Origin of the sequence: Haemophilus sp. HMSC61B11 (assembly GCF_001838615.1) — a bacterium.
In the GTDB taxonomy this organism is placed as follows: Bacteria; Pseudomonadota; Gammaproteobacteria; order Enterobacterales; family Pasteurellaceae; genus Haemophilus_D; species Haemophilus_D parainfluenzae_AD.
On the sequence record NZ_KV838003.1, the window covers coordinates 91,013 to 104,335 of the forward strand.

Annotated in this window: 13 protein-coding genes; 2 read left to right on the plus strand and 11 right to left on the minus strand. The window is 39.9% G+C overall.

Annotated elements, in window-relative coordinates:
* Positions 1-30: 30 nt before the first annotated feature.
* From HMPREF3263_RS09565 to pssA, 3 genes are all read right to left on the minus strand, one after another.
* The gene (locus tag HMPREF3263_RS09565; protein ID WP_049383195.1) at positions 31-663 is read right to left on the minus strand and encodes a BamJ family beta-barrel-assembly machinery protein; all 633 of its coding nucleotides are present in this window, start codon (positions 661-663) and stop codon (positions 31-33) included.
* Positions 664-684: 21 nt separating this feature from the next.
* Positions 685-1,554 (minus strand): archaetidylserine decarboxylase, encoded by an 870-nt coding sequence (gene asd / locus HMPREF3263_RS09570; RefSeq protein ID WP_070853242.1) that lies wholly within the window; start codon positions 1,552-1,554, stop codon positions 685-687.
* 125 nt (positions 1,555-1,679) lie between these two features.
* Positions 1,680-3,047, minus strand: a complete 1,368-nt coding sequence (gene pssA / locus HMPREF3263_RS09575; RefSeq protein ID WP_070853243.1) for a CDP-diacylglycerol--serine O-phosphatidyltransferase — start codon at positions 3,045-3,047, stop codon at positions 1,680-1,682.
* A gap of 149 nt (positions 3,048-3,196) precedes the next feature.
* Here pssA and HMPREF3263_RS09580 point away from each other — a divergent pair, with 149 nt between their 5' ends.
* Both HMPREF3263_RS09580 and gss read left to right on the plus strand, forming a co-directional pair.
* On the plus strand, positions 3,197-4,270 hold the full coding sequence (locus tag HMPREF3263_RS09580) for a tRNA/rRNA methyltransferase (RefSeq protein ID WP_005698721.1): 1,074 nt from the start codon (positions 3,197-3,199) through the stop codon (positions 4,268-4,270).
* 169 nt (positions 4,271-4,439) lie between these two features.
* Positions 4,440-6,329 carry a bifunctional glutathionylspermidine amidase/synthase gene (gene gss / locus HMPREF3263_RS09585; RefSeq protein WP_070853244.1) on the plus strand — a complete coding sequence of 630 codons (1,890 nt, stop codon included), beginning with the start codon at positions 4,440-4,442 and terminating at the stop codon, positions 6,327-6,329.
* 51 nt (positions 6,330-6,380) lie between these two features.
* On the opposite strand, the gene HMPREF3263_RS09590 is transcribed toward gss, so the two are convergent.
* The 8 genes from HMPREF3263_RS09590 to HMPREF3263_RS09625 form a co-directional block, all read right to left on the minus strand.
* Positions 6,381-7,019 carry a NapC/NirT family cytochrome c gene (locus HMPREF3263_RS09590; RefSeq protein ID WP_005698705.1) on the minus strand — a complete coding sequence of 213 codons (639 nt, stop codon included), beginning with the start codon at positions 7,017-7,019 and terminating at the stop codon, positions 6,381-6,383.
* 11 nt (positions 7,020-7,030) lie between these two features.
* Positions 7,031-7,459, minus strand: coding sequence for a nitrate reductase cytochrome c-type subunit (locus HMPREF3263_RS09595; protein ID WP_005696807.1), 429 nt, complete (start codon positions 7,457-7,459; stop codon positions 7,031-7,033).
* Positions 7,460-7,480: 21 nt separating this feature from the next.
* Entirely contained in the window at positions 7,481-8,371 is an 891-nt protein-coding gene (gene napH, locus HMPREF3263_RS09600; protein WP_070853245.1) for a quinol dehydrogenase ferredoxin subunit NapH, read from the minus strand.
* Positions 8,371-9,276 carry a ferredoxin-type protein NapG gene (napG, locus tag HMPREF3263_RS09605; RefSeq protein ID WP_070853246.1) on the minus strand — a complete coding sequence of 302 codons (906 nt, stop codon included), beginning with the start codon at positions 9,274-9,276 and terminating at the stop codon, positions 8,371-8,373. Before napG ends, napH begins: the two co-directional genes overlap by 1 nt.
* Positions 9,277-9,395: 119 nt before the next feature.
* A complete protein-coding gene (gene napA / locus HMPREF3263_RS09610) occupies positions 9,396-11,882 on the minus strand; it encodes a nitrate reductase catalytic subunit NapA (RefSeq protein WP_070853247.1) in 2,487 nt (828 codons plus the stop codon).
* A 63-nt stretch (positions 11,883-11,945) separates the two neighbouring features.
* The gene (locus HMPREF3263_RS09615) at positions 11,946-12,209 is read right to left on the minus strand and encodes a chaperone NapD (protein ID WP_005699783.1); all 264 of its coding nucleotides are present in this window, start codon (positions 12,207-12,209) and stop codon (positions 11,946-11,948) included.
* Positions 12,196-12,738, minus strand: coding sequence for a ferredoxin-type protein NapF (gene napF, locus HMPREF3263_RS09620; protein WP_005699834.1), 543 nt, complete (start codon positions 12,736-12,738; stop codon positions 12,196-12,198). The genes HMPREF3263_RS09615 and napF overlap by 14 nt, the downstream gene beginning before the upstream one ends.
* A gap of 222 nt (positions 12,739-12,960) precedes the next feature.
* Complete coding sequence (locus HMPREF3263_RS09625) at positions 12,961-13,302, minus strand: YggL family protein (RefSeq protein WP_005696799.1); 342 nt, start codon at positions 13,300-13,302, stop codon at positions 12,961-12,963.
* Between the last annotated feature and the right edge of the window lie 21 nt (positions 13,303-13,323).

The following is a 13,323-nucleotide window of genomic DNA, read 5'->3' on the forward strand; positions in this document are numbered from 1 at the left end:
TGCGGTTAATTTTAACCGCACTTTTTCTTTTTAAAGAATATCGAGTAATTCGACTTCAAACACTAAGGTTGAGAATGGAGGGATAGATGCACCCGCACCGCGTTCACCGTAAGCCAGTTCGTGTGGAATAGTGAGTTTCCATTTAGAACCAACAGGCATCATTTGTAATGCTTCAACCCAACCACGAATTACGCCATTTACTGGGAATTCAGCTGGTGCACCACGAGCAACAGAACTATCGAATACGGTACCATCTGGTAATGTACCTGTGTAGTGAACACGTACTTTATCAGTTGCAGATGGTTTGTTTCCGTTACCTTCGCTTAAAATTTCGTATTGTAAACCGCTGTCAGTCACGTTTACGCCCGCTTTTTTCGCGTTTTCTTCTAAGAATTTTTTACCTTCTTCTTCAATCGCTTTAAATTGCGCTTGTTGTGCTTCAGCTGCTTGTTGTTGAAGTGCTTGAACAGAATGCATTAAATCATTAATTTCTAATGCAGGTTGATTACGGTTTAACGCATCGAAAATGCCTTTTGCTACCGCTTCAACAGAAATATCCATTTGGCTATCTGCTAATTGTTGACCGATTTGTAAACCGATACCGTAGCTGCCTTTTTCAGAAATACTTTCTAATTTTACTTGTTCAAAAATTTGAGCTGTCATGTTTTTTCCTTTGTTGTAAAACTATTTTTTCAATGCCAAGATTTCACCCATGCGAACAGGTTCATCAACACTTAAATGATCGGCAATTTTCACTTGGCCGGCTTGGAATAAATTAATCACGGTAGAACCAAGTTGGAACCAACCCATTTCTTGACCCTTGCTTAATTTAACCGCACTTTCACCTTCATAAGTCCACTCTTTCACTTCGTTATGACGTGGTGGGTTAATAACGCCAGCCCAAACAGTGCCGATACTCGCAGTGATTGTTGCGCCCACTAAGATTTGTACCATGGTGCCGAATTCAGTATCAAAGACACAAATTACACGCTCATTACGCGCAAAGAGGTTCGGCACATGTTTCGCTAAAAACGGATTGACGGAGAATAAATCACCCGGTACGTAAATCATTTTGCGAAGAGTACCATCACATGGCATATGCACACGGTGATAATCACGTGGTGATAAATAAGTGGTGATGAATTCCCCATTTTTAAAGGTCTCGGTTAAATCTTTATCTTCCGCTAATAAATCATTTAAGCTGAAGAAGTGACCTTTCGCTTGTAATAGGCGGTCATCATCAATGTGTCCACATTCACTTACACGGCCATCCGCAGGGCAACAAAGTGCGGTTGGATTTTGGTTAATTGGTCGTGCATTTTCTTTTAATGGACGGATAAAGAATTCATTAAAACTGGCGTAATCACTGAATTTTTCTTTTTCAGCAATGCTCATATCAATGTTGTATTTTTTTGCAAACGCTTTAATCACAAAATGTGTCACTGCGCCCCATTTTTGTTTAGCTAACCAACCTGCTGCTTGTGTCATATAGATTTGTGGCATCACATATTGAAATGCAACTTTTAGGCGTTGCCAATAAGAAATTGGGTTCATTGATTTCTCCGATAAGATTAAAAAGTTGGGCGATTATAACAACTTATTTCACTTGCGCAATGTTAGTTGATATTTTTGCGTAAGATCAAAGCAATAAGCCGACATTTGCCGGCTTATTTTTATGTTTATAAAATCATTTTGACTAATTTATCTGCTTGAATCCGCGCAAACTTCTTCAAGAGTTTTTGCACCGGTTCAGGATATTGCGTTAATTCTTCTAATTCAGAATAATCTTGCAATACTTTGGTATGTTGGCGGATATGCGACAATTCTTTTTCCACTTGTGGCAGAAGTTCTTGTTTTGGATCGTGGATTAATAATCCATTTTCCGCATCTAAACGCCATGCGCGCGGGTTTAAGTTGTTCCCCGTTAAAAGAATATACTGGTTGTCCACCCAAACACCTTTGAGGTGATAAGTGTTATCGCCATCTTTCCATAAACGCACCGTTAAATGGCCATTTTTAATGTAAGCATCAAATTTCTCGCAGAAACGACGAAGATTGCTTTCATATAAATAAGGCAATGCACCTGCCATTTTAAATGGCTGCTCTGGTGGAATATAGAAATCGTTCGCGACTTTATCACCCACGATAATTTCGACACGCTTTCCTTGCTCTAATAAGCGGGCAAGTTTACTTCTTAGTGTGCGAGGGAAGTTGAAATAAGGGGTGCAAATCACCAATTTTTCCTGCACTTGTAAGAATAAATCTTCGATAACTTGGTTTAATTCATTGCCCGATGCACCTAAACCAAAAAGTGGTGAAATGGTTAAAACATCGGAAAAACCAACCGCACTTTCCAACTGATATTCCGCATGGGCAGATAAGTTTTTACGATAAGCTTTTATTGCACTACGAATTTCTTTGGTGCGAGGACGATTAGCCACATCTAATGGATGTACTGCGCTGAAATCCAATAAATAATCATTGATGAAATTAACCATAGAGTCTGCCAGTGCAGCATTATGGATTTTTTGATAGCGGTCGTAACGGTATTTATCTTGTTGTTGTAAATACACGTTATTGATGCTTGCGCCGCTATAAAGCACGGTATCGTCAAAGATAAAGCCTTTAATATGCAACACGCCGAAGACTTCACGGGTATTAATAGGTACACCGAAGAACATATTGGGTTCATCAGGAAGTTGATAGGTTTGGCGTTGTTCACAATACCAATCAGCGTTAGTAGCTGATTTTTCTGCACCGAGTAAATTGCGTTGTCCACGATGCCAATCTACTAAAATTTTCACATCCAATTCTGGATGATCTTGTTTTACGCGATAAATTTCATTGAGAATTTCTTGTCCCGCTTCATCTTTTTGCCAATAAAGCGCGGTCACGTAAATACGTTTTTTAGCTTGGCGAATTAATTCTATAATTTGTGCTTTGAATTCAAGCGGACTAAACAGAAACTCAACCTGTTCAGCCTGTAAAGGAAGAAAAGGCAAATTTTTTAAATTTTGTTCTGCTCGTTTAGCTTTATTGATTAACATAATCGATCTCTACACTAAAAATTAATGCTCTAGTTTACAATATTTCCTTTGAGGATTGATAGAAAAAAGGTTTTTTTTCGTTATAATGCTCACAAATTTTCGCATTTTTTGGCGAATTATTATCCAATTTTTCCTTCGAGAAGCAAATTATGAGCAATTCACGCAAACCATCATTCCAAACAAATTCCACCAAATCTTTTCAAGAGCGTAGCCCAAAACGAACATTTAATGATAAAGAACGTCGCTTTGATGAACGTCGTAATAATGAAAAACGTGAGGGAAATCGACCGCACTTTGATAAAAAACGGGATGATCGTAAACCTTCTCGAGGTTTCCAACAGCAAGAAGTGAGAGAACCGAAAATTGCTGAACTTTCATTAAATAAAGCCAATGGTGAAAGTGGCTCGGTAAAAGTAACAGTAAAAAGTACTGGCGTGAGTTATAAAGCGAAAGAAAAGAAAACGGGTGCATTATCACCACGAGCACCAGAGAAAATTAAAAAGAATCGCGCTGAAGAAATGAAAGTGTATGGTGAAAATGCATGCTTAGAATTGTTTGCAGAACGTCCAGAGAGCATCGTTCGCGTATGGGCAACGGTGCAAATGGCGCATCGAATTGGCGAGATTTTCAGTTATTTAGCCGCAAATAAAAAAGTGTATCACGTGGTGGATAGTGATGAGCTAAGCTTAGTAAGCGGCACGGAGCATCATGGCGGAATTTGTATGTTAGTGAAAAAACAACGTACTTTTTCTTTGCAAGGTTATTTAGATGTACCGCATCAAGAAGACTGTTTAGTCGTGCTTGATCAAGTCAATAATGCGCAAAACCTAGGTAGCGTTGTGCGTACTTGTGCCTTCTATGGCATTAAAAATGTGGTAACAAATCAAGTTGAACAGCTTTATGCACCGGCTGCGATGCGTGTAGCTGAAGGCGGAATGGAGCATATTCGTATTTTAGAAACAGAAAGCACTGAAATTGCTTTAGAGGCTTTACGTAAGGCTGGCTATCAGATTATTCATGTATCAACCAATAAACAAGGTGTGGCGTTGGAACAACTCAAATTTGCAGAGAAAGTCGCGTTGGTATTGAGTGAAGGTAGTACGGACGATATTCGTGAGAAACAAGATGTAAATGTGCGTCTTTCTTTAAGTAATCCACTAAAAGCAGGATTAAATATTGCAGTAAATACAGGGATTTTATTAGCACATTGGTATGTGAAATAACCTTAAGTGCGGTTATTTTTAGGTTTGTTTTGGGGCTGACATCTGTCAGCCCTTTTTCTTTTTCAAAATTGTGTGAGATTAAAATTTCGATATTTCTTTTAAAAGCCTTTGGGGGGAATCAGACAAAAGATCTATACTATTTCTAGTTGTTATTTAACAGGGAGTTTTTATGCCTGAACGTTCAGCAAACATCAGTACACACGATCCTTTCGGGAGCTTATTAGGCTATGCACCGGGCGGCATTGCGATTTATTCATCCGATTATCATACAGCCGATGAGAAAGAGTATCCGGATGATGCTGCCTTTCGCAGTTATTTAGGGCGAGAGTATATGGGATATAAATGGCAGTGTGTGGAGTTTGCACGTCGCTATCTCTATCTCAACCATGGCATGGTGTTTACTGATGTAGGAATGGCTTACGAGATCTTTTCTTTACGATTTTTACGTCAAGTGGTGAATGATGCCTTATTACCTTTACAAGCCTTTGCAAATGGTTGCAAACGTAAGCCTGAAGCAGGTGCATTGCTAATTTGGCAGGAGGGCGGTGAATTTAAACATACAGGGCATGTGGCGATCATTACCGAGGTATTAGAAGATAAAATCCGTATTGCTGAGCAAAACGTGATTCACTCTCGCTTACCTAGCGGGCAGCAATGGACGCGTGAATTACCGATGACAGTTTCTGAAACAGGCTATTTTTTGCATGATACCTTTGATGACACCGAAATTTTAGGTTGGATGATCCAAACGGAAGACACCGAATACAGTTTGCCGCAGCCAACGCCAGAAAAAGAGACACTTGAAATTCATGCAGAACATATTGAAAACAACGGTCAGTTTGAGCATAAATGGCTGAATGAGCAAAATGAATTTGAAGCTGCCTATGTGAAGGCTATGGGAGGGCATAAAGTCAGCCATTCGGATCAATATCGCTATTTTACGATATCTGAAACAGCACAACATGAGTTGATTCGTGCAACCAATGAATTACATTTAATGTATTTGCATGCCACAGATAAAGTTTTAAAAGACGATAAGCTATTAGAATATTTCAATATTCCAAAATTATTATGGCCTCGCTTACGGTTGTCTTGGCAAAATCGTCGTTATCAAACCATTACGGGGCGTTTAGATTTCTGCATGGATAATCGAGGATTGAAAGTGTATGAATACAACGCAGATTCAGCCTCTTGTCATGCGGAAGCCGGTGAGTTTATGAATCGATGGGCAATCCAAGGCGGATTGAATATGGGTGAAAATCCTGCTGATGGTTTACGTAATGCGCTAGCAGATTGCTGGAAACACAGTGAAGCTACGTCGCTTGTTCATATTATGCAAGATCATGATGATGAAGAAGATTACCACTCATTGTTTATGCGTAACGCACTGGTTCAAGCGGGATTTCAAGCCAAAATTATTCATGGCACAGAGGGATTACATTGGGATAGTCGTGGTCGTTTAATTGATGATGAAGACAACCAGATAAAAACGGTATGGAAAACATGGGCTTGGGAAACCATGTTAGAGCAACTTCGTGAAGATGCGACAGGTATGGAAGTCGCTCCACCAATTCGTACGGGATATCCAGAAGACAAAGTGCGGTTGATTGATGTGTTACTTCGTCCAGAAGTTCTAGTTTATGAGCCACTGTGGACGGCTATTCCGAGTAATAAAGCGATCTTACCAGTGTTGTGGTCACTATTCCCAAACCATCGTTATCTACTAGAAGCAGGATTTGAATTGACGCCTGAGCTGATTAAAAATGGTTACGCACAAAAGCCAATTGCAGGTCGCCGAGGTGATAATGTGAAACTAATTGGTGAGTGCAAATCTGTACTTGATAGCACAGATGGCCATTTTGATAAGCAGGAAAGTATTTATCAACAGCTTTGGTGTTTACCAAAAGTGGAAAACCAATATGTTCAGGTCTGTACTTTCACTGTAGGGGGGCATTATGGTGGTAGCTGTTTACGCTCAGACCCGAGTTTAGTTATTATGGGAAATAGCGATATGCAACCGTTAAGGGTATTATCTGATAAAGGCTTCCTTAAAAAATAAAAATAAAATCGGCACTCATTTTGAGTGCCGATTTATTATTTCGCTATAAGATTATTTAGCATCTTTGTTATCTGCAGGTTTTTCATTTGCTTTTAACATATCCGCAGGAATAAAGCTTTGTTGTACTTTTTCCATGTGTGGAAGGTTATGCGCAATACCTTTGTGACAATCGATACAGGTTTTGTTTTGTTCCTGTGCAAGGGCGTGCATTTGTTGTGCCACAGTTTTTTGTTGAGTAAAGTCCATATCATTGAAGTTATGGCAGTTACGGCACTCTTGTGAGTTATTCGCTTTCATACGCGCCCATTCGCGTTCTGCCATTTCTAAACGATGTTTTTCGAATTTTTCTTTAGTATCGACTTTACCTGTAAAGTGAGCATAAACTTCTGTCGATGCCTGCATTTTTCGGATCATTTTAGGTACAAATTCATGCGGAACGTGACAGTCTGAACAAATTGCTTTCACACCTGAACGGTTACTAAAGTGGATTGACGCTTGGTATTCAGGTACAACGTCATTAGTATGACAGTCTGAGCAGAATTGCTCTGTATTGGTTGTTGCCATTCCTGCATTAAACAGGTTAGTTCCAACGATAGTACCAATGATAGTTAATAAAATAACCCCACCAATTGCCATTTTGCTTGGAGAGCGTAACCAACGGCAAACTTTCTGAATGCTTGATTTAATCATGGTTTAGCTCCTTATTTACCTTGCATTTGACGAATGGTTTCGAATTTATTTTGAATAATTGGATTTACGTTAGTTTGCTGAACGTGGCATTGTAAACAGAAATAACGACGAGGTGAGGTACCTTCTGTTTTTTGGCCATCTCGTGTTAAAAAATGACTTTCAGGTACGCGAGGTGCCCCCGTTGTTGGAGCAACATCCGGAGAGTGGCAGCCTAAACATTGGTTTGCATTTTTTGTTACTTGTAAGCCACGTACACTATGCGGGACTAGTGGGGGCTGATTTGGGAAAGTTACTGGAATATTGCCTACATCTTTATAAGGGTTAGTAAATGCAGGTGCAATACTTTCTGTTGCTTTGTCGATGCTATTTGCAACTTGTGGCGCATCAGCAAATGCCAATCCGCTACATAAAGCTAGCATGAAAATAAATGATTTTTTCATGAAATCCACTCCATTAAATAATTAAATATTTTTAATTTTTATTTGTTTCTCAAAGCGAGATCCAAATGCAAATACATTTTCTGCGCAGACGTCAATACAACGTCCACAAGTAATGCAATCTTTTGCCAGTATAATTTGGCTATCTTCTGGTCCACCGTGCAAAGGAAGTCTTAATACTTGCGGTTCAGGGCAAACATTATAACAGTCCATACAACGGTCACAGCGATCGCGATCGATTACGTTAATTTTTATCAGGCTTTTAGCGCCAATGACACCATATATCGCACCAATTGGGCAAAGGTGACCACACCAGCCATGCTCAGCAACAAGTAAGTCAAATAAAAAGATGACTGCGACCAACCAAAGGGTTGCACCTGTTCCAAAGACAAAGATACGTCCAAGCGCTGCAACAGGGTTTACCCACTCCCATAAGAGCGTACCCGTTATTGCACTACCTATTAAAATCACGGTTAAAATCACATAACGAAGTTGACGTGAAATTTTTAATGATTGTCGAATACCTAATTTTCTACGTAACCAAGCTGCTGCATCAGTCACAATATTCATTGGGCAAACCCAACTACAAAAGGCTTTGCTTGCAACTATGGCGTAGAATATGATAATAACCAAGGCGCCAATAATCGTTGTAATTTCTGGTAAATAACCTGTCGCTAAACTTTCAGCAGTAATCAATGGATCTGTCAATGGCACAGTATCCAAAAGCATGCTTGAGCTGTAATTGCCTTTTAAAATCCAAACTTGACAAATAGGGCCACTTAAGAACATTAAAATAATACTTAATTGACTGATTCGACGTAGAATTAAAAAGCGATAAGCATGCCACCAACCGAGTTTTTGGCGTGCCTCTAAGCCGGCATCTTTTGGCTTATTTGGGGTATATTTTTCAGCCATTATTTTACCCCCTTAATGTTCAAGTCCAGATTAGGGAATTGCTCAGCTTCTGGAACTGTCGTTGGATTCGGCACATAATCCATTGTTGCACGATTCGGTGTTGCCACCTTTTGGTTCGGTTGAACCTGCATCGGCTGATAAACCGGCTCATGTAAGCCTTCCGGCATACGAGCATCCATTGCTGGACGTAAGCCATCCGGATGTTGCTCCTCAATTAAGGATTTTCCGGCATTTTGTTTTTCTTTCCAGCCTAAGCGATAGTGGCGACCAAGTAGTCCTTTGGCGATATCCATCGGTAAGACTTTAATTGCCGCTTCTTCTAATACACAAGCTTGTTCGCATTTACCGCATCCGGTGCAAGCATCAGAGTGAACAGTTGGAATAAGCTTCGCATGAATACCCGTGCGATCATTATGAATACGTTCAAGTGTAATCGCTTTATCTACTAATGGACAAACGCGGTAACACACATCACAACGCAACCCCTGCCAGTTAAGACAAGTTTCATGGTCTAGCAATACGGCTAATCCCATTCTTGCATCATTGATATCTTTGAGTTCTTCACTTAATGCACCACTTGGACAAGCATTCATACAAGGAATATCAGGACACATTTCGCAAGGTTTATCCCGGGCGATAAAATAAGGTGTGCCAGCTTCCATTGGGGAAATGAGCGAAGCTAAATACAACATATCGTATGGACATGCTTGGACACACTGTCCGCAGCGGGTACAAGCTGCCAAGAAATCCTTCTCCGGTAAAGCACCAGGTGGGCGTAAGGCAACCCCTTCTTTGGCTTTAGCTTGTTGTTGCTGTAAGCCAAGAATCACTCCAACTCCACATACTCCAGCTGCCGTTCTTGTCACGTTTTTTAGAAACTGACGACGGTTAGGATCAAGTTTCATCTGCGTTTCCTTTTATAAGCGGTCTTGTTTTGTAAAAACGTTGCAAAATTTGACCGCTCTTATTTTTAAATTCCTCTCTTTAGTTTAAAGAGAGAGAGACTAGAAACGAAAGGGAAAACCTATGCTTTCACCACTTTAACCGCACATTTTTTGAAGTCGGTTTCGCCAGAGATTGGGTCGGTTGCATCCAATGTTAATTTGTTCGCAAGCTGACCTGCATCAAAGAAGGTGGTGTAAATTAAACCCTGAGGACATTTGTTACGACCACGGGTATCTAAGTAAGAAATCATTTCACCACGGCGTGTAATTAATTTCACTTTATCCCCATGACGTAAGCCATATTTTTTCGCATCTGCTGGGTGCATCCAAACTAAGTTGTTCGGGAATGCACGGTGTAATTCAGGTACGCGACGTGTCATGGTACCGGTATGCCAGTGTTCAAGTACACGACCAGTACATAACCATAATGGATATTCTTCATCTGGTGATTCAGCTGGAGCCTCATAAGGTACACCTAGAATAATCGCTTTTTTATCTGGATAGCCATAGAATGCGATATCTTCACCTGGTTTGACATACGGGTCAAAGCCTTCACGGTAACGCCATAAGGTTTCTTTACCGTCAACAACTGGCCAACGCAAACCACGTACTTGGTGATAAGTATCGAATGGCGCTAAGTCATGACCATGACCACGACCGAAGTCAGCGTATTCTTCGAATAAACCTTTTTGCAAGTAGTAACCGAAGTAATCAGCTTCATCGTTAATATAGCCAGGAACATCTGTTGGTACTTTAAATTTGTTTACTTCACCATTTTCGTAAAGCACTTCATATAAAGTTTTGCCACGATATTCAGGCATTTGAGCTAATAATTCTTCACCCCATACTTCATCAGTTTTGAAGTATTTGGCGAATTCAACAATTTGCCATAAGTCAGAACGAGACTCACCTGGGCCTTTTACTTGTTGACGCCATAATTGAGTACGACGCTCAGCATTACCGTAGCCCCCTTCTTTTTCTACCCACATACAAGTTGGAAGAATTAAGTCAGCTGCAACTGCAGAAACTGATGGGTAAGGGTCTGAAACAACGATAAAGTTTTCAGGATTACGCCAACCAGGGAAAATTTCGTCGTTGATATTTGGACCGCCTTGCATGTTGTTGGTGCTCATTTGCCATAAGAAATTCAGTTTACCGTCTTTTAAGGCACGGCTTTGTTGTACCGCTGCATAGCCAGGTACAGTTGGAATTGTACCTTTTGGTAATTTCCATTTTTTCTCGGTGATTTCAACGTGTTTCGGATTAGTTACAACCATGTCCGCTGGTAAACGGTGAACGAAAGTACCTACTTCACGCGCTGTACCACAAGCTGAAGGTTGACCAGTTAATGAGAACGGACCACAACCTGGTTTAGAAATTTTACCGGTTAATAAGTGTACGTTATAGGTCATGTGGTTAACCCATACACCACGAGTATGTTGGTTAGAGCCCATTGTCCAGTAAGACACTAAGTTCTGTTCTGGATCTGCGTACATCTTCGCTAAAGTTTCAAGTTGATCTTTTGGTACACCAGAAATACGGTGTGCTTCATCTAATGTATAAGGTGCAACGATTTTCTTGAATTCTTCGAAGTCAGAGTCATGCATTTTACCTGCAGTTTTACGATTTTTCGCTGCAACTTCAAGTGGATGTTCTGGACGTAAACCGTAACCGATATCGGTTTCACCACGTTTGAATTTGGTGTGTTTGTTAACGAAATCCCAGTTTACTTTATCATTTTGGATAATGTAGTTTGCAATGTAGTTAAGAATTGCAAGATCTGAATGTGGATTAAATACGATAGGCACATCAGCTAATTCAAACGAACGGTGTTCGAATGTTGACATAACCACAACTTTCACATTATCAGAAGAAAGACGACGGTCAGAAATACGAGACCACAAAATTGGGTGCATTTCCGCCATGTTTGAACCCCAAAGCACAAACGCATCAGTTTTTTCGATGTCGTTATAGCAGCCCATAGGTTCATCCATACCAAATGTACGCATAAATGCAACTGCTGCAGTCGCCATACAGTGACGAGCATTCGGGTCGATAGTATTAGAACGGAAACCAGCTTTCCAAAGTTTTACTTTTGCGTAACCTTCGTAGATGGTTGTTTGACCTGAAGAGAACATACCGACAGCATTCGGTTCTTTTTTCTTCAAGATGTCTTTAATTTTTTCCGCCATGATAGTGAAAGCTTGATCCCAAGAAACTGGTGTAAAGTCACCTTCTTTATGGAATTTACCATCTTTCATACGTAATAACGGAGTTTGTACACGGTCTGCACCGTACATGATTTTAGAAAGGAAGTAACCTTTGATACAGTTTAAACCGCGGTTTACCTCTGCATCTGGGTCACCTTGAGTTGCGACAACTCGACCATCTTTGGTTCCTACCAATACGCTACATCCTGTACCACAGAAACGACATGGCGCTTTATCCCATTTGATGCCCATATCTTCTGCCGCATCAACCTGTTTAACAGGGATGGTCATACCGGCAGCCGCAGCTGCTGCAAGCGCAGCATTGGCTTTCATAAAATCTCTACGATTAAGTTCCATAGTTTTCCCCACTCGTTGTTGAATTTTTTAGAATATACAAAATGGCATGTATACCTAAATTATTTATTTTTCATCTAAGTAATTAGAAATTAAAGACACGACAATTACTCCTGGGATATCTTTAATTTCATCCATAAGATCCGCTAAAGCTAATTGACGGTTACTTTCAAGGGTAACCACCAATTTGCCTTCTTCAGATTTTTCACCATGAATTTCAGCACCTGAAATAGCTAAAATAGCTTCTTTGACTTGGCTGAGTTTTTCAGGTCTGGCTTGCACAACAATACTGCATACATACCAGTTTTCATTTTCGCTAAATTGACTCATCTGTATTTGTTTCAAAATTAAGAATTTTTATTGCTTTTGTTGGGCAAACGCTTAAACAAGCACCACAACCATTACAACTTTCTAAATCTAAAATAGGTTTTGCCACACCACCAAGCTGTAATCGAAAACGGATGGCATTCATCGGACAGCTATCTTGGCAACTTCGACATTCCACTCGATTTTCGGTTAGGCACTGCGTTGTAATCTCAACTTTATGTGCCCAAGGCTCTTCTTCTAATGAACGAAAAATCGGTTGTTCGCAGACTAAAACACATTTTTGGCAGAAAGTGCATTCGCCTTTGTCAAATTGTATTTCAGGAAAGCCGCCATCGCCTTTTACGATAATTTGGGTTTCGCATACCAGTATGCAATCACCGCATCGAGTACATTTATCTGTAAAGTCTGCTTCGTTTACCGACCAAGGTGGACGTATAGCATTAATACCTTGAATTTTAGCGCTTTCAGAATGTAACGATTGCAAAAACTGCCCACGTAATAACTGTCTGCGAGAAGGGTTCTCAATCGCCATATTTTTCTTTAAAATTCGGTATTTTCAGGGGGTGCATTATCTAGTTCTAATGATAAAATAGTAACTACCTAAAAGGAGTAATTTTTAAAAAATATACACTTTTATTGAGTTAGATCAAGGATATTTTTAAAATATGTTATTAATGTAAATAAATTGTTAAGAAATAAGTGAAAATGATTATTAAAAAGGGCGGAAAGCCCGCCCTTAAAAATATTTAAAACATTATGCGTTTTTGGTTGGGTAATCCCACCAAATATCGAATAATTCGCTGATTTCGATTTGTTGCAATTTATTCTCTTCTAACCATTTTTGCACTAATTGGCGATGGCTTTCATCACATTTGCCGATTTTCTCTAAGCACACTAAGCCTTCCCAATGTAAATAGCCGCTACCTTCATAAGCTAAGCCGTTTGGTTGAATCACTTCAGCAATAAAACGATCAACGGTTTCATCGATAGTTTCGATGCTGGTTCCTTCAGCAAATTGCCAATTCACTAAAAAGCCTAATTCTTGGAATTCAGCTAAGTGAAGTTTTTTACGTTGACGTTGATTACGAGTTTTCATTTTCAATGTTCTCCTATGTTA